Origin of the sequence: Zobellia galactanivorans (assembly GCF_000973105.1) — a bacterium.
GTDB classification, from domain to species: domain Bacteria; phylum Bacteroidota; class Bacteroidia; order Flavobacteriales; family Flavobacteriaceae; genus Zobellia; species Zobellia galactanivorans.
In genome coordinates this window covers 2,727,799-2,745,619 of sequence record NC_015844.1, presented here as the reverse complement: position 1 = coordinate 2,745,619, position 17,821 = coordinate 2,727,799, and the positions used below count along the sequence as shown (strand labels likewise).

The window sequence follows — 17,821 nt, the reverse complement described above, 5'->3', positions numbered from 1 at the left end:
TCTACTATATATTTGCACCGTTATATTATATTTGAATTATGAACGAAGAGATACAGTTTATACTTGATTCCGCAAAGGAGAACATGGATGCCGCTATGAGGCATTTGGAGAAAGAATTTGTAAAAATACGTGCAGGAAAGGCAAGCCCCGCCATGCTTTCTTCCGTGATGGTCGAATATTACGGCTCGCAGACCCCCCTATCACAAGTAGCCAACATCAATACGCCCGACGGCCGAACCCTATCGGTACAGCCATGGGAAAAGAACATGCTCCACGAGATAGAAAAAGCCATCATGAACTCGAACTTGGGCTTTAACCCTATGAACAATGGTGATTTTGTGATCATCAACGTTCCACCGCTGACCGAAGAGCGTCGTATTCAGCTGACCAAACAAGCCAAAGCCGAGGCCGAAGACGCCAAAGTCGGTATACGTAGCGCCCGTCAAGATGCCAATAAGGAAATTCGGGATTTAGACGTTTCCGAGGATTTACAAAAAAACGCAGAAGTAGACGTTCAGGCCCTTACCGACAAATACATTAAAAAAGTAGATGCCTTTTTGACCGTAAAAGAAGCGGAAATCATGAAGGTCTAATTCAGCATCTTTTTATAAAAAACAGAAAAAGCAGCCCTAGGGTTGCTTTTTTCATTTACAGATACGTTAATAAAATATTACATTTTAGGTACACTCCCGATCATTCTATACCTTTGCGCTCGGTAAAATTGAACGATGGCAGCGAAACTTAAACAAGGTTTTTGGGAAAAGACAGCGAGTATAATTCTCCGTAATCGCATTTTAATACTTATTCTAATCATTGCTTTCACCGTCTTTTTGGGCATGCAGTGGAAGAATATGCGCTTTAGCAATACCCAGGCCAACCTATTGCCCGACCACCACCCGGTCAACCTTGAATACCGTGCATTTCTAAAAAAATTCGGTGAAGAAGGCAATGCCGTAGTCTTCGCCATTCGCGATTCCTCTCTTTTTACTCCCGACAAAATCAATAGATGGAATAAATTCAGCAAGCAACTTGCCGCTTTTCCCGAGGTTGATTTTGTGCTTTCACTCGACAATCTGCAAGAACTCAAAAAGGACAACGAAAACCAAAAGTTCATACTCGAACCCCTTATTCGTTCGCAAGTAAAGTCAAAACAGGAAATAGACAGTATAAAGAACCATCTTTTCAACGACCTTCCTTTTTATGACAATTTGCTTTTCAACAAAGAAAGTGGAACGGTAAGAACCGTTGTCAACCTAGATAAGGATATCATCAACACTACGGTCCGTAAAGATTTCATTTTAGAGGACCTGACCCATTTGGTGGAAAAATTCGAAGAGGAAACCGGCCTCGACGTACGCGTATCGGGCATGCCCTACATACGCACCATGAACTCGCAGAACATCATAGATGAAATCGGCAAGTTCATTCTGGCGGCCCTTGGGGTCACTTCCTTGATCTTCTTTTTCTTCTTTAGAAGTTTTAGGGCCACCCTAATTTCAATGTGCGTGGTTATCATTGGTGTTATGTGGGCCTTTGGTATTTTAGGCCTCTTACAGTACGAAATAACCGTGCTTACCGCCTTGATCCCGCCTTTGATCATCGTTATCGGTATACCCAACTGTATTTTCTTGATCAACAAGTACCAACAAGAAGTAAAGAAACACGGCAACCAGGCCCTTTCGCTTCAAAGGGTGATTTCCAAAATCGGAAATGCCACCTTGATGACGAATATGACTACGGCTTCCGGTTTTGCCACTTTTATTATTACCGACAGTAAACTGCTCAAGGAATTCGGAATCGTAGCTTCGATCAACATCATTGGTATATTTATACTTTCCTTATTGATCATCCCTATCATCTATAGCTTTTTATCCCTTCCCAAGACAAGACACCTTAAGCATCTCAACAAGAAATGGATCGATGCTTTTGTCAACTGGATGGAACGCATTGTAAGAAACCATAGGATCTCGGTCTATATCGTATCCATTGTTCTTTTAGTAACCAGTATCATCGGCATCTATCAAATCCAGATTTCAGGAAGCCCTATCGAAGACATGCCCAAAAATGCGCAATTCTTTAAGGACATTCGCTTCTTCGAGCAAGAGTTCGACGGTATTATGCCCGTAGAAATCGTCATCGATACCAAAAAACCCAAGGGGGTTTTAAAGCCGGCCAACCTCAAACGAATGGACCAATTAGGCGATGTGATCATGGAGATTCCCGAGCTATCGCAGCCCATCTCGGTCGTTAACCTGGTAAAATATTCCAAGCAAGCCTTTTACAACGGTATCCCAAAGTACTACCAATTGCCCACTTCGCAAGAGAACAACTTTATAATGAAAGTGGCGCAAAACTCGGGAGGCAATGGCAACCTGCTCAAGAACTTCGTCGACAGTACCGGTCAAACGGCGCGTATCACCACCTTCATGCAAGACGTGAAGACCGATCGCATGGAGCAAATTGAAGAAAGGTTGAACGAGAACATCAACAAGTTCTTTCCACCTGACCGCTATAACGTTTACATGACCGGTAGCGCCCTTTTGTTTTTAAAGGGCACCAAGTATCTCGTAAAGAACTTAGTACTCTCATTGGCCTTCGCCATATTCTTGATAGCCCTCTTTATGGCCTATCTCTTCCGTTCGTTCCGAATGATCGTCATTTCATTGATCCCGAACCTTTTGCCCCTGGTAATTACCGCAGGAGTCATGGGCTTTGTAGGTGTCCCCATAAAACCGTCTACCATACTGGTGTTCAGTATTGCTTTTGGAATATCGGTTGACGACACCATTCACTTCTTGGCCAAATACCGTCAAGAACTGATAGCGAACAAATGGCATATTCGAAAATCGGTCTATGCCGCCTTGCGCGAAACAGGGGTTAGCATGTTCTATACCTCCATTGTACTTTTCTTCGGGTTCTCGGTATTCATCATTTCAAACTTTGGAGGTACCGTAGCCCTTGGGGCCCTAGTTTCGGCCACCTTGATGTTCGCCATGCTGGCCAACCTGATCTTATTACCTTCACTTTTGTTGTCTTTAGAGCGAAATATTGCGAGTAAAAAAATCTTAAAAAAGCCACAAATCAATATTCTACCGCAAGGTGAAGACGAGAACCCTAAAAAATGAGGTTGATTTAACCCTTCATTAGCACGGATTCTTTTGTCCAAAAACTTATCTTTGCCCTTCAATTTTCAAGTGACTCAAATGAAATCGTACAGCGTAAAAGAACTGCTTTCGGAAAATTTTTTATTACAAGAGGTAACCGTCAACGGATGGGTTAAAACCTTCAGAAGTAATCGTTTCATAGCCTTAAACGACGGATCCACCATCAACAATATTCAGTGTGTTGTCGATTTTGAATCATTTGACGAGAGTCTTCTAAAGCAAATCAACACGGGTGCCGCCCTTAAAATATCGGGGACCCTTGTAGAAAGCCAAGGCAGGGGACAAAGCGTAGAGATCCAGGTAAAGGACCTAAAGGTCCACGGCGGCGCCGATCCGGAGACCTACCCTATCCAACCTAAAAAACACTCTTTGGAGTTTTTGCGTGAAAAGGCGCATCTACGTATACGCACCAACACGTTCGCTGCGGTAATGCGCGTACGGTCGGCCTTATCTTTTGCCATTCATCAATATTTTCAGCAAAACGGCTTCTATTACTTTCACGCACCGATCATAACCGGATCCGATGCCGAAGGCGCCGGTGAGATGTTCAAGGTGAGTACATTAGACGATAAAAATCCGCCCCTAGACGAGGATGGAAACGTAAACTATAAAGAAGATTTCTTCGGAAAGGAAACCAACTTAACGGTTTCCGGCCAATTGGAAGCCGAAACTTACGCCATGGCCTTGGGCAAGGTCTATACCTTCGGCCCCACATTCCGTGCTGAAAACAGTAACACCTCAAGGCACCTGGCCGAATTTTGGATGATAGAGCCCGAAATGGCCTTCTTTGACCTAGACGCCAACATGGATCTAGCCGAAGACTTCATAAAAAGCGTTATCAAATACGTTCTCGACAATTGTCAAGACGACCTTCAGTTTCTTGAAAAACGTCTTTTAGACGAAGAGAAAACCAAACCACAGGCCGAACGCAGTGAGATGGCCCTAATCGAAAAGCTCAAGTTCGTTGCCGAGAACAATTTTATGCGGGTATCGTATACAGAGGCCATCGATATCTTGCGAAACAGCAAACCGAACAAAAAGAAAAAATTCCAATACCCCATTAATGAATGGGGAGCGGACCTACAGAGCGAACACGAGCGCTTTTTAGTGGAAAAGCATTTTAAATGCCCCGTAATCTTATTCGATTATCCGGCAAAGATCAAAGCTTTCTACATGCGCCTTAACGAAGACGGAAAAACGGTTCGTGCCATGGACATCCTATTCCCAGGTATAGGTGAAATCGTAGGTGGGTCTCAGCGTGAAGAACGCCTTGACGTCCTCAAAGAAAAGATGGCGGCATTGGGTATTGACGAAGAAGAACTATGGTGGTACCTAGACTTGAGAAAATTCGGTAGTGCGGTGCATAGTGGTTTCGGCCTAGGATTTGAACGCTTAGTGCTGTTCGCTACAGGCATGGGCAATATTAGGGATGTAATTCCTTTTCCAAGAACACCGCAGAATGCAGAATTTTAGCAGGAATTCGCTAACTTAGAAGGCAGGCAAAACGAATTTTAGACCCCAATGCTAAAACAACACTTACAATTCAAATTATCACAAAAGCTATCTCCCCAGCAGATACAGCTTATGAAGTTGATTCAATTGCCCACACAGGCCTTTGAGCAACGTCTTAAACAAGAATTGGAAGAAAACCCCGCATTGGAAGGAGGCAAAGAGGAATCGGACTCCATAGACGACGAATTTGCCGACACTTACGAAAACGATGAGACCGATAGTGAGATCATATCCACCGAAGACATCAACATCGACGATTACCTAAGTGACGACGAAATACCCGACTACAGAACAAAGGCCAACAATTATAGCGCCGATGACGAAGAAAAGAACGTTCCCTACGCGGCGGGCACTTCGTTCAACCAGTATTTGTTGAGCCAAATGAACACCGTATATCTTAGCGATGACGAGTGGAGCATTGCCGAATTTCTTGTCGGTAGCGTAGACGAAAGCGGCTATATCAGAAGACCGCTCTCAGACATAACCGATGACCTTGCGTTTACCCAAAACATATACACCGACGAAGAAACGGTAGAACGGGTATTGAAAATCGTTCAGAAACTCGACCCTCCCGGGGTTGCGGCACGCTCATTGGAGGAATGCCTAATCATTCAACTCAAGAGAAAAGAAAGCTCGCCAAGCATAGAACTAGCGATTAGCATTCTCGAAAAGTCATTCGAACAGTTTACCAAAAAGCACTACAAAAAGCTTATTCAGAAATATAATATTTCAGAAGAACAGCTCAGGGAAGCCATTAGTGAAATCGAAAAGCTAAACCCAAAGCCCGGTGGCTCGTATTCAGGCAACAACCGCATGGTAGAGCACGTTGTTCCCGATTTTTCCATTCGGATCGTAGACGGCGAACTAGAGCTTAGCCTAAACGGAAGAAACGCCCCGGAACTTCACGTATCGAGGGAGTACAGCAACATGTTAAAGGGATATAAAGACGCCAAGAAGAAGTCGAAATCACAGAAAGACACCGTTATGTTCATCAAGCAAAAGCTCGATGCCGCAAAATGGTTTATAGATGCCATTCGACAACGTCAACAGACCCTATTCATCACCATGAACGCTATAATGCAGTACCAGTCGGAATACTTTCTTACGGGAGACGAACGCAACCTGAGACCCATGATCCTAAAGGACATTGCCGACGAAATAGAAATGGATGTCTCTACCGTGTCGCGTGTAGCCAACAGCAAGTACGTTGACACCCCTTACGGCACCAAACTCATCAAGGAATTCTTTTCCGAATCGATGAAAAACGACCAAGGGGAAGATGTATCCACCAAGGAAATAAAGAAAATCCTTGAAACGGTCATTGGGGAAGAATCGAAGAAAAAGCCCCTTACCGACGATAAATTGGCAGCACTGCTTAAAGAAAAAGGGTATCCGATTGCCCGTCGAACCGTTGCCAAGTACAGGGAGCAGTTAGACATTCCGGTAGCCAGGCTGCGCAAACAGATTTAATGAAGGTTCTCTTAAAAGCCATATCCTACGTTTTCCACCCTTTATTCATACCGGTGGCAGGTACGGCAGCCTATTTTCTCATAACACCGAAATACACTCCCCTGAGCGTTCAGGGCGCCTTCTTTTTTCCCATTTTCGTACTTACCGTAATCATTCCCATAATCACGTATTTTATATTGAGAAACCTCGGTTTGGCCAGTAGTGTTTTTATGAGCGACCTGAAAGAACGCAAATACCCCATGTACGTTCACATCATACTGTTGCTCTTTGTCATTTATAAAATCATCCCCCACTCCAACATCGTTGAACTCTATTTCTACTTTGTAGGTCTTGTCATAGCCGCACTGACCGCATTGACCCTTTTGTTTTTCAAAACAAAGATAAGCATGCATCTTATGGGCATGGGTAGCTTGGTCATGTTCTTGACTAGCCTAAGCATTCACTTTGAGGTAAATATCACATTGGCAATAAGTATCGCCACACTACTCACCGGTGTAGTCGCCACCTCTAGATTATACCTAAACGCGCACACCCCGATAGAACTTGTTCTAGGTTTTTTTATCGGGTTTCTGTCCCAACTATTAACGATACGTTTTTGGTTATAGGATATAGAAGATGAGTCCTATTCTAAGCGGCTTTGAATTCAAGCTTTCGTCACCCAAAACCACCCCATCGTTAAAGAGACTGTTCAATGCGTAATACGCATGCAGATTGAAGGTGTTATACCCAAAATTTAAGGTAACACCATAATGAAAATCCCTGATATCATTATTGTAAAAGGAGACTTTAGGAGTATCGTTCGGTACGAGTTTAGACCTACCACCGAACACATAACCGAATTTCACTCCCGCATATAAACGCCAGAACTTATACTCCGAAGGTGTAGAGTTACGCCATCTGACCTCAAACGGCACCTCCAACATGTGGGTCTCTACCTTATTTCGCTTAAAATCATCGTCTATCACACTATAGACAACACCATCGGCCGTCTCGCTTGCCAAAAGGTTAGTATAATACGAATAAACGCCGTATCCAAAGCCAATTCCAAGTGCGGTAGTTCTACTATGGTTAAGAGGGATATCCTTTATAAAACCCGCTTGTAAGCCGTAAGACAGGTTACGCTGGCTTACACTCTCAGGCTGGGCCACAAGAAAGTTATAGGTAATACCAATATAAAACTGATCCTCTAGATATCGCTCATCGGAAACGACAGAATCATTGACCGCTTGCGCCATTACGTTCGCACAGCACAAAAACATCAGCACATAAAAACAAGGCTTCATCATGGGTCAAAAATAAGCAAATAAAAAACGCTTCGGAAAAGAATCCGAAGCGTTCATATATTCTAACTATAGTTTGAAAAAATACTATTGCAAATTGTTGAAGGCGTCACCGTCATAAGTCGTATAATTGACCTTAAGGGCGTTAACCTTTCTCAATTCTTGCTTAATATCGGAAATGAGTCCCATATTAGCATTCTTATCCACTTTCAAAGCAGTAGTCAATACATTCTGCAATTCTTGAGGCTTCTTAGCTCTTTCCTGCAAAATATAGTCACCTACTTCGTTAGGCGATGAGAACTTATCGTTCAATTGAATTCTTGCCTCTTCACCGAACTGAGCCTTATACTGAGAAGTTGGTTCCCCAACGTAAATGTATATAACCCTATCTTTCTTTTCCAGTTTCTTGGTCTCACTGGCGTTTGGCAGAGTATTCTCTACTTTCAAGGTATTGTCTTTCATCACCGTTACGGTCATGAAGAAAAATAAAAGCATAAATACAATATCAGGTAACGATGCAGTGTTTACAGCTGGTAAACCGGCGTCTTTTTTCTTTGCAAACTTTGACATATATTTTGTTTTAAGCTCTTATTAATTACTTGAATCAGTCTCCGCCTCGGACAACTTCTGTGGAAACAATTCCTGAATCCGCTTCACCTTCTCTTTAAGATCCTCTTTTCTACTAGATTCGGTTTCTGGGTTAAGGTACTCTGCTTCCATATCGGTAAAGTCCCTTTTATAAAGACGTTGTGCCTCACGGTTACGCAAATCATTGTAAGCCCCTACCAATTCGTTTTGAACCGTTATATAGGTACCGTACTTTGTTTCACGGTCGTTTTTAAGAGAGATAATCGCCTTAGTAGGGTTATCCGATGAATCGGATAATCTTTTGCCTTTACAGTAGCTACAGTAGTCAGGAGAACCTGATGGCGCGCCACCGTTATCAAGAAAAGCGATCGCTTTTTCTCTCAAACTTTTGATATCGGTAAGCTCGTCTTCAACTAACAGTTGACCGTTACGGTTAATGTTCACCGTAAAGATATTCTTCTCCTTAATGATTGGCGGTGCTTCGGTAGGCGGCTCTATAGGTGGCAACATACGATCCAAACCTGCATCTGTTTCAATGGTCGTGGTGACCAAGAAAAATATAAGCAGTAAGAATGCTATGTCTGCCATGGAACCGGCGTTTACCTCTGGTGGTGCTCCTCTTCTTGGCATAGTTTTATCTTTTAATTATTTTATCATCTTTCTCACACCGCCCCAAAGCATAGCTCCTACGGCTACAAGGGTCAATATGAAAAACACATTTATACCAGCTCCGATCTGCTTGATTTCAGACTCATTGGTAGATACACCCCTATCAGCCATTTCCTGAATATTGACATCAGTACCACTGGCCATTACATAGCCGATACCGATCACCAAAAGAAAACCTACGACTACGAAAAGGGATTTCTTTAAGCTAGCAGGATTCGAAAATAGATTCTTAAGGGCGAACACAACGCTGGACACTATGGCTATTCCCAATAGCAACCATGTAATCATGAACATCGCGTTAAGCGCTCCGTTATTGATCGCTTCGGAAGCAGGCATTTCAGACTCTGGAAGCATGAACCACAAGGCAGCGCCTATCAAGCCCACAACGACCAATATAATCTTTATTATTTTGTGCATAATTTAAGGTATTAAGTTGTGCGACTTATTTTTTGTGATCCACCAACATATCTATCAAAACGATAGAAGAATCTTCCATATCATTAACAATGCTATCGATTTTAGCAATGATGTAGTTATAGAAAATCTGAAGGATAATAGCAGTAATAAGACCAAATACAGTTGTCAATAACGCTACCTGGATATCACCTGCAATAAGGGATGCACTCAAGTTACCAACAGCACTAATTTTCTGGAAGGCCTGAATCATACCGATTACCGTACCCATGAAACCAAGCATAGGCGCAACAGCGATAAACAAAGACAACCAAGAAACGTTTTTCTCCAATTGACCCATTTGAACACCACCGTAAGCAACAACGGCTTTCTCAGCAGATTCGATACTCTCTCCAGCTCTATCCAAACCTTGGTAATAAATAGAAGCAACAGGACCTTTTGTGTTTCTACAAACTTCTTTTGCAGCCTCAACACCTCCGGATGCCAAAGCATCTTCAACTTGTTGTCTAAGTTTAGCGGTGTTTGTAGTTGCCATATTCAAATAGATGATTCTTTCGATGGCCACGGCCAAACCAAGAATCAAACACAAAAGAACAATACCCATGAAGCCGGCACCACCTTGTATAAACATTTCTTTCAACACTTGGGTAAAACCTGCTTCAGCTTCGGCAGGGGCATCTTGTAGCATTGTTGCTGCAGTAGCCATTGCATTAACAGTATTTGTACTCATTACAAACAACCCGCCCACGGCTAGGATAGAGGATAATTTTTTCATTTGTTCAAACTTAAATTAGTTATTTAATAGGGTTAAAGATAAAAAAAAATCACAATAAAAAAAGTAAAACTTCGTTGCATCGGGGAAGTAGGGCCAAATACAGCACAAGACATCCTAATAGGCCTTTCGCACTATTATAGCGACTTGATAGGACCAAGCGCAGACTTCCATTTTACATACAGAAACTAAACTTACAAAATTTCCAGTCTAAACTATTCTATTATACACTGAAAATTCCTTTTTTGTTCTCGCAGAGAGGAAGGGATTCGAACCCTCGATACACTTTTGGTGTATACACACTTTCCAGGCGTGCGCCTTCGACCACTCGGCCACCTCTCTAAATTTACCCCGCCCATCCATTTCAAAACAAAAACAGACCAGACAAGATCACCCTTTTTAAGGGGTGCCCAAATAACAAAAAAAATATTAGTTGAAGAAATTAAAATTGCTAATTTTCTTCGATTTCACCGCGCAGGGAGGTCTCGAATATCGATTTGAACAGTTTCGGGGAAACATTACTGCCCAACAGATACATCAGCTTGGCCACGGCCGCCTCGGTCGTAATGTCTTTACCATTAATCACTTGCAGCTCCTCCAACTGCTTACTCGTTTCATAGCGCCCCATTGAAACACTGCCCCCAGAACACTGGGTAACATTTACAATATGAATATTTTTTTCTTTCGCCTCCCTTAGAATATCGATTACCCAAGGTTCCGTTGGGGCATTTCCGGCACCATAAGTCTCCAAAACCAATGCTTTCAGACCCGGAATACGCACTACACTTTGCAATACAAGCGGCCCAATACCGGGAAACAACTTCAAAATCGCCACATTTTGATCCATTTCCTTGTGTACCGTAAACTTTTTTCGACCCTTATTTCGCAAAAGATATTCTTCACTCACCTTCAAAAACACCCCAGATTCGATCAACTCAGGGTAATTTAACGAGGCAAACGCCTGAAAATGCTCGGCATTTATTTTAGTGGTTCGGTTGCCCCGGTACAGCTTATATTCAAAATAAAGTCCCACTTCCTGAACCACAGGTTTGTTTTTCTTTCGCAAGGCCGCAATCTGAATAGAGGTTATCAGGTTTTCCTTGGCATCCGTCCTTAAGTCGCCAATAGGCAATTGAGAGCCCGTAAAAATCACGGGCTTGCCTAAATTTTCAAGCATAAAACTTAAGGCCGAAGCCGTATAACTCATGGTATCGCTACCGTGCAACACTACAAAACCATCGTGCGAATCATAATTTTCCTCGATCAAGGTAGCGATCTGCACCCAGTGCGAGGGATTCATATTCGAAGAATCGATCGGCTCCTTAAAAGAAACCGAATCGACATGACAATCAAGTTGCTTGATTTCCGGTATACTCTCCAGTAACTTATCAAAATTGAACGCCTTTAACGCTCCGGAGGCATAGTCCTTTACCATACCAATGGTTCCCCCGGTATATATTAATAGGATACTACTTTTTTTCATCGTCTCATAATTTTTCGATTCAAGCCCTATCTCAGACCCCGAAAACACGCTTCGAATTTTCCGTGGTAAGCTCGGCCACCGTCTCGACAGGAAGCCCATATAAGTCCGCAAGCTTCTCGACCACCTGCATCAAATAGGCACTTTCATTTCTTTTCCCTCGATAGGGAACCGGTGCCAAATAGGGCGAATCGGTCTCCAATACGATATTTTTCAATGGAATCTCGGCCAAAAAGGTATCGATCTTTCCATTCTTAAAAGTCACGACCCCACCGATCCCGAGCATCATATTATAACTAATGGCTTTTTGCGCCTGTTCCAAATTTCCGGTAAAACAGTGAAAAACACCATAGAGTCCGTCACCCTTTTCGCTTTCAAGCACTTCAAAAACCTCATCAAAGGCATCCCGACAATGGATAACTATAGGAAGTTTATATTTTTTTGCCAACTGTATCTGCGTACGAAAGGCCTCTTGCTGTTCCTTGATAAAAGTTTTATCCCAATACAGGTCAATCCCTATTTCACCGACAGCATAAAACTTTCGCTGGGCCAACATTTCCTCAACATGCCGTAATTCCTCCTTATAGCTTTCCTTTACGTGTGTAGGATGGAGGCCCATCATCAAAAAAACACTCTGAGGATATGACTTTTCCAGCTCAAGCATGGCTTGGGTATACGTAGAATCGATGGCCGGTATAAAAAACCGTTTAACACCAAGCGCCATGGCCTTTTCAATAACAGCCTCCCTATCTTCATCGAAGGCTTCACTGTATAAATGTGTATGGGTATCCGTTAGTATCATGCTGCAAAAATAGCCTTATCTTTGACAAAAAGAATACATGTCTTCCCTGAAAAGATTTCTTCGGAAAAAAAACTACACCCCGATCACCCTAAGACTTACAAATACCGACCACTTTGAAATATCGGCCAAAATAAATGGCATTTCAGGAAGGTTCATCCTCGACACCGGCGCATCGAACACCTGCATCGGCATAGACAAGATAAGCCGATTCGGACTAGCATCCGAGGCTTCGGAGGTAAAAGCGGCCGGGGCCGGGGCCACCAACATGGAAACCCTTATCTCTTCAAAAAACAAAATTGAAATAGGCCAATGGAAAAAGAAAAACCTAAAAATCGTACTCTTTGACCTCGTACATGTCAACGAAGCGCTAAGCGCACAAAACGCATTGCCCGTAGACGGCATTATCGGCGCCGATGTCTTAAAACAAGGCAAAGCCATTATCGACTACGAAAAATACTGTGTCTATTTAAGGAAATAGCCGGGCCCACCCCAGCCGGACATATCAAAACTTCGCATAAAAAAAGCCCCGAAAATGCATATCATCTTCGGGGCCATATTATATAAAGAGCTGTATTCCTACATCTCCAAAGCTTTCTTCACGTTACCGTCCATCAACAATTCTTCAGGACTCTCCAAAGCTTCCTTGATCGCTACCAAAAATCCTACGGACTCCTTACCATCAATGATACGGTGATCATAAGACAAGGCAACGTACATTATCGGAGCAATGGCAATACCTCCATCCCTTACGATAGGTCTTTCCACAATATTGTGCATTCCTAAAATAGCACTTTGTGGCGGGTTGATTATCGGAGTCGACAACATTGAACCAAAAACACCACCATTGGTAATCGTAAACGTACCACCGGTCATTTCATCAACCGTAATCTCGCCTTCTCGAGCACGGATGGCCAATCTTTTCACTTCCGCCTCAATCCCCCTGAATGTAAGGTTCTCCGCATTCCTGATAACAGGAACCATCAATCCCTTAGGCCCAGAGACCGCAATACTGATATCACAGAAATCGTAAGTAATCATTTCCTTTCCGTCTATCATAGAATTCACGGCAGGATACATTTGTAACGCACGAACCACCGCTTTGGTAAAGAAGGACATAAAGCCCAAACCTACGCCGTGCTTACTTTTAAAGTCTTCCTTATATTGTTTTCTAAGTTCGAAAATAGGCGACATATCAACCTCGTTAAAGGTGGTAAGCATAGCCGTTTCGTTCTTGGCGGACACCAAACGTTCGGCGACCTTTCTACGTAACATAGATAATTTTGAACGGCTCTCACCCCTATTTCCTCCTGTTGGGCTACCCATTGAAGGCACGGCCTTGACCGCATCATCCTTGGTTATACGACCATCTTTTCCACTACCTTTTATTGCGGAAGCGTCTATACCTTTTTCACTTAATATCTTTTTAGCAGCGGGCGAAGCCACTCCGGAAGCATAGGTTTCCTTGGCCTGAGCCGGCTGTGGAGCTTTAGCCTCCTCTTGCTTAGGCTGCTCTTTTTTCGGTTCACTTGTTTCTTTACCCGCACCTTCAGGCTTGGCCGCATCGGTATCGATCAAACAAACCACTTCACCAACGGCAACAGCATCGCCAACTTCAGCCTTAAGGGTAATTACCCCGCTCGCTTCGGCCGGAAGCTCTAAAGTAGCCTTATCGGAATCTACTTCGGCAATGGCCTGGTCTTTTTCAACGTAATCGCCATCTTCTACCAACCATTCCGCTATTTCAACTTCGGTGATAGATTCGCCCGGAGATGGGACTTTCATTTCTAATATCATGCTATTCTTATTTGCTATGTTATCTAAACTATTTGAACAACCTTTTTCTTAACCCTTGCTTGGCTTGGGCATTGGTTTTGACATATTATTCTTGCTCTTATCGAACACATAATCTATCACTTGTTGATGTCTCATTTTGGAACGAACGGCACTACCCGCGGCCGGCGAAGCATAGAATCTTCTAGAAGCCACCCTGAATTTATCAGAATCGCTAAAATGCATCATCATGTGACTCCAGGCCCCCATGTTTCGAGGCTCTTCTTGTGCCCAGACCAAATCATCGGCCTTCGTATATTTCGCTATCACCTCTTTCATTTTCTCCGATGGCAAGGGGAACAACTGTTCCACACGAACCAAGGCCACATCATCCCTTCCTTGCTCTTCCTTGGCCGCAAGCAAGTCATAATAAAACTTACCGGTACAGAACACCAAGGTCTTTACCTTATCTACGTTGGCCGTAGCATCATCGATCACTTCCTGAAAATAACCCGAAGCCAATTCATCTACCGTAGACACGGCCTTTGGGTGACGCAACAGACTTTTGGGCGTAAAGACAATCAAAGGTTTTCTAAAATTGACCTTCATTTGCCTTCTTAAGATATGGAACATTTGGGCCGGGGTAGAAACATCGGCTATATACATGTTATCACGGGCACAAAGCTGTAAATATCGCTCCATACGGGCGGAAGAATGCTCCGCTCCCTGCCCCTCATACCCATGGGGAAGCAACATCACCAATCCGTTCTGCAACTTCCACTTGTCTTCGGCCGCCGAAATGTATTGGTCGATCATGATTTGGGCACCGTTGCTAAAATCACCAAACTGCGCCTCCCAAATGGTCAACGTATTCGGGCTCGCCATGGCATATCCGTAATCAAAACCAACTACACCGTATTCCGACAATAAGGAGTTGTAGATTTGGAATTTAGCTTGCTTCTCACCGATATGGTTCAACAGCATTACTTCCTCCTCACTCTCTTCAACCTTCATTACGGCATGTCTGTGCGAAAAGGTACCTCGCTCCACATCTTGACCTGACATACGAACCGCATAGCCTTCTTGCAACAAGGTACCATAGGCCAACAATTCGCCCATTGCCCAGTCTAACCTATCGGTTTCGAAGAACATTTTTTTACGGTCGCGCACCAATTTTTCAACCTTTCGCAAGAACTTCTTATCGGAAGGAAGCTCAGTGAGCACCTTTGCAATTTTGGTCAGTTCCTTTTTATCGAAAGTCGTATCGACGCGCTCCATCATCTCCCACTCCCGAACATTGGCAAAGCCTTTCCATTCATCGGCCATAAACGGGGTAATCTCCGTTTTATCCTCTTTACGCGAATCTTCAAGTTCCTCTTCCAAGGAAGCTTTGTACTCTTCTTCAAGACCTTTGACAAAATCGGCCTCAATAACCCCTTCCTTAAGCAATCTTTCCGCATAAATATCACGCGGGTTTTGATGCTTGGCAATGGCCTTGTATAATTTGGGTTGGGTAAAACGAGGCTCATCACCTTCGTTATGCCCATATTTTCTATATCCTAATAAATCGATAAATACATCCCTATTGAAACGCATACGGTATTCCAAAGCGAATAAAGACGCATGTACCACAGCTTCGGCATCATCGGAATTGACGTGCAACACAGGACACAGGGTCACCTTACCCACGTCAGTACAATAGGTAGAACTACGTGCATCAAGGTAATTGGTCGTAAAACCGATTTGGTTATTGACCACGATATGTATGGTACCATTGGTTTTATAACCATCAAGATTGGCCATTTGCACTACTTCGTACACCAAGCCTTGACCCGCAATAGCCGCATCACCGTGGACTACAATAGGAAGTACTTTTGAAAAATCGTCAGGGAAATGGGCATCTTGCTTGGCCCGTGTTATACCCTCGACGACCGCACCCACGGTTTCCAAATGCGATGGATTGGGCGCAATATTCATTTTTATTCGATTACCGTTATCGGTCTTGCGTTCCGACGTCCACCCTAAATGATATTTTACATCACCGTCAAAGATTTCCTGCTCGTAATCCTTGCCATCAAATTCGCTAAAAATATCCTTGGCGGCCTTTCCGAAAATATTGGTAAGCACGTTAAGTCGACCTCTGTGGGCCATACCCATAACAAACTGCTCTACACCCAATTCGGCGGCCCGCTCCACCACGGCATCAAGGGCCGGTATTAACGATTCGTTCCCTTCCAATGAAAAGCGTTTTTGTCCAACGTACTTGGTATGCAAAAAGCTTTCGAAAGAGACCGCTTGGTTTAATTTCTTTAAGATGCGACGCTTGTGCTCCGCATTGAATTTCGGATGGTTATCGTTAACATTGAGCCAGTTCTGGATCCATTCGACGCGCTCAGGTTTTCGAATATACATATATTCAACCCCTATGGCATCACAATAAATACGCTTCAGGTGCTCAATAATCTCCCTCAAGCTGTTCGCACCGATGCCAATGATTTCACCTGCGCTGAAGACCGTATCCAAATCGGCCTGTGAGAGTCCGAAATTCTCGAGATCAAGGCTCGGCTCATATTGTCTTCGCTCGCGAACCGGGTTCGTTTTGGTAAACAAATGCCCCCTGCTTCGATAACCGTCTATCAGGCGGATCACTTGAAACTCCTTTTGCAAGGACTCCGGCATTTGTTGCGCCACACCGTTCTCTCCCGCTTTCGCGGTCATTAGACTTTCCACATCCAACTCATCAAGAGCTGTTTCGGTTCCAAAATCAAAACCTTGAAAGAAGGCGCGCCAACTTGGCTCTACGCTATCGGGGTTCTTGAGGTATTTATCGTATAAATCCGCAAAAAAAGAGGTGTGCGCGGTATTTAGAAAGGAATATTTGTCCATAGAAGATTCTCTGTCATGCAAATAAATGGGTACAAAAATACAATATTTCCTATTTCTGGAACGTATCTTAGTATGCAATATTGAAAAATTAAAGATAATGATTAAAAAACTTTTTAAGACCCCAAAAAATACTTTTTTAGGTCTATTTCTTATAGTTTTCGCAATAAGTGGTTCCGCACAAAACACGAATACACCTACGAATTTCTGGAACAATGTTCGATTTGGTGGAGGATTGGGTCTGGGATTTACGAACGGAGGCTTTAATGCATCGGTATCACCGAGTGCCATTTATCAGTTCAACGAGCAATTTGCCAGCGGGGTCAGCCTGACGTTCAACTACGCCAAATTCGACGCCAATCACCGATATGCTTACGGCGGAAGCATTTTATCACTCTACAACCCCATTCCCTTTTTACAGATTTCGGCAGAGCTGGAACAACTTCGCATCAATCAGAACATTTCCTATAACGGACTCCCTACGATCAGCGAAAACTATTGGTCGCCAGGCCTGTTTCTAGGACTGGGCTATACGGACCGAAACTTTACGATAGGTATACGCTACGATGTGCTTTACGACAACAACAAAAGTATTTATGCGAGTGCCTGGCTACCCTTTGTACGGGTGTATTTCTAGGAGTATTTAGCTTTGAGCCATACCTTTTGGAGTTCCCTTTTCAACACTAAAAAAGAAACTTGGTCGGCCACCTCTACCGCATCGGTAACTTTAATTTCCTTAAAGGCCTTTTCGGGCACATCAATGATGTACAAAAGATTCAGATACTCCGAAAAGCGCTCCATAATCAGGTAATACACCTTCTCACGCAACACTGTCACCAAATCGTTCGGGGAAATCCCTTGAAACAAATCTACATGAACATTGGCCAGACTAAAATCCTTTTCCAATTGGGCCACCAACTTGTCGTATAACTGTTGGGCCTCTGCATTTTGAAGGAGGTCGTTACTATCGTCAAAATTTAAAACCATGAATTATCTACGTTCCCAATTTGGGTTTTG

Annotated in this window: 17 protein-coding genes and 1 tRNA gene; 7 read left to right on the top strand and 11 right to left on the bottom strand. The window is 43.4% G+C overall.

Going from position 1 to position 17,821, the window contains the following annotated elements; translation table 11 throughout:
- Positions 1–38 precede the first annotated feature (38 nt).
- The 5 genes from frr (at position 39) to ZOBGAL_RS11045 (ending at position 6,751) form a co-directional block, all read left to right on the top strand.
- Positions 39–593 carry a ribosome recycling factor gene (gene frr, locus ZOBGAL_RS11065; RefSeq protein WP_013993695.1) on the top strand — a complete coding sequence of 185 codons (555 nt, stop codon included), beginning with the start codon at positions 39–41 and terminating at the stop codon, positions 591–593.
- A 135-nt stretch (positions 594–728) separates the two neighbouring features.
- Entirely contained in the window at positions 729–3,125 is a 2,397-nt protein-coding gene (locus ZOBGAL_RS11060) for an efflux RND transporter permease subunit (protein ID WP_013993694.1), read from the top strand.
- Positions 3,126–3,203: 78 nt separating this feature from the next.
- Positions 3,204–4,637, top strand: a complete 1,434-nt coding sequence (gene asnS / locus ZOBGAL_RS11055) for an asparagine--tRNA ligase (protein ID WP_013993693.1) — start codon at positions 3,204–3,206, stop codon at positions 4,635–4,637.
- Between the two features lie 48 nt (positions 4,638–4,685).
- Positions 4,686–6,146 carry an RNA polymerase factor sigma-54 gene (gene rpoN, locus ZOBGAL_RS11050; RefSeq protein ID WP_013993692.1) on the top strand — a complete coding sequence of 487 codons (1,461 nt, stop codon included), beginning with the start codon at positions 4,686–4,688 and terminating at the stop codon, positions 6,144–6,146.
- A complete protein-coding gene (locus tag ZOBGAL_RS11045) occupies positions 6,146–6,751 on the top strand; it encodes a membrane protein (RefSeq protein ID WP_013993691.1) in 606 nt (201 codons plus the stop codon). The genes rpoN and ZOBGAL_RS11045 overlap by 1 nt, the downstream gene beginning before the upstream one ends.
- Here ZOBGAL_RS11045 and ZOBGAL_RS11040 read toward each other — a convergent pair.
- The 8 genes from ZOBGAL_RS11040 to ZOBGAL_RS11005 form a co-directional block, all read right to left on the bottom strand.
- A complete protein-coding gene (locus tag ZOBGAL_RS11040; RefSeq protein WP_013993690.1) occupies positions 6,746–7,432 on the bottom strand; it encodes a porin family protein in 687 nt (228 codons plus the stop codon). The genes ZOBGAL_RS11045 and ZOBGAL_RS11040 overlap by 6 nt on opposite strands.
- A gap of 81 nt (positions 7,433–7,513) precedes the next feature.
- A complete protein-coding gene (locus tag ZOBGAL_RS11035) occupies positions 7,514–7,996 on the bottom strand; it encodes an ExbD/TolR family protein (RefSeq protein ID WP_013993689.1) in 483 nt (160 codons plus the stop codon).
- Between the two features lie 21 nt (positions 7,997–8,017).
- The gene (locus ZOBGAL_RS11030; protein WP_013993688.1) at positions 8,018–8,644 is read right to left on the bottom strand and encodes an ExbD/TolR family protein; all 627 of its coding nucleotides are present in this window, start codon (positions 8,642–8,644) and stop codon (positions 8,018–8,020) included.
- 15 nt (positions 8,645–8,659) lie between these two features.
- Complete coding sequence (locus ZOBGAL_RS11025; protein WP_013993687.1) at positions 8,660–9,100, bottom strand: hypothetical protein; 441 nt, start codon at positions 9,098–9,100, stop codon at positions 8,660–8,662.
- 25 nt (positions 9,101–9,125) lie between these two features.
- On the bottom strand, positions 9,126–9,872 hold the full coding sequence (locus ZOBGAL_RS11020) for a MotA/TolQ/ExbB proton channel family protein (RefSeq protein WP_013993686.1): 747 nt from the start codon (positions 9,870–9,872) through the stop codon (positions 9,126–9,128).
- Positions 9,873–10,123: 251 nt separating this feature from the next.
- A tRNA-Ser gene (locus tag ZOBGAL_RS11015) sits at positions 10,124–10,211 on the bottom strand.
- 109 nt (positions 10,212–10,320) lie between these two features.
- Entirely contained in the window at positions 10,321–11,352 is a 1,032-nt protein-coding gene (locus ZOBGAL_RS11010; protein WP_013993685.1) for an asparaginase, read from the bottom strand.
- 31 nt (positions 11,353–11,383) lie between these two features.
- Entirely contained in the window at positions 11,384–12,151 is a 768-nt protein-coding gene (locus ZOBGAL_RS11005) for a TatD family hydrolase (RefSeq protein WP_013993684.1), read from the bottom strand.
- A gap of 37 nt (positions 12,152–12,188) precedes the next feature.
- On the opposite strand from ZOBGAL_RS11005, the gene ZOBGAL_RS11000 reads away from it, so the two are divergent.
- On the top strand, positions 12,189–12,629 hold the full coding sequence (locus ZOBGAL_RS11000; protein WP_013993683.1) for a retropepsin-like aspartic protease family protein: 441 nt from the start codon (positions 12,189–12,191) through the stop codon (positions 12,627–12,629).
- 98 nt (positions 12,630–12,727) lie between these two features.
- On the opposite strand, the gene odhB is transcribed toward ZOBGAL_RS11000, so the two are convergent.
- Positions 12,728–13,945: a 2-oxoglutarate dehydrogenase complex dihydrolipoyllysine-residue succinyltransferase gene (gene odhB, locus ZOBGAL_RS10995; RefSeq protein WP_013993682.1), complete on the bottom strand. Its 1,218-nt coding sequence runs from the start codon at positions 13,943–13,945 to the stop codon at positions 12,728–12,730.
- A 48-nt stretch (positions 13,946–13,993) separates the two neighbouring features.
- On the bottom strand, positions 13,994–16,807 hold the full coding sequence (locus ZOBGAL_RS10990) for a 2-oxoglutarate dehydrogenase E1 component (protein ID WP_013993681.1): 2,814 nt from the start codon (positions 16,805–16,807) through the stop codon (positions 13,994–13,996).
- A 97-nt stretch (positions 16,808–16,904) separates the two neighbouring features.
- Here ZOBGAL_RS10990 and ZOBGAL_RS10985 point away from each other — a divergent pair, with 97 nt between their 5' ends.
- Positions 16,905–17,441: a hypothetical protein gene (locus ZOBGAL_RS10985; RefSeq protein ID WP_013993680.1), complete on the top strand. Its 537-nt coding sequence runs from the start codon at positions 16,905–16,907 to the stop codon at positions 17,439–17,441.
- Here ZOBGAL_RS10985 and ZOBGAL_RS10980 read toward each other — a convergent pair.
- A complete protein-coding gene (locus ZOBGAL_RS10980) occupies positions 17,438–17,791 on the bottom strand; it encodes a hypothetical protein (RefSeq protein WP_013993679.1) in 354 nt (117 codons plus the stop codon). The two genes, ZOBGAL_RS10985 and ZOBGAL_RS10980, sit on opposite strands and share 4 nt — an antisense overlap.
- Positions 17,792–17,821: the final 30 nt, after the last annotated feature.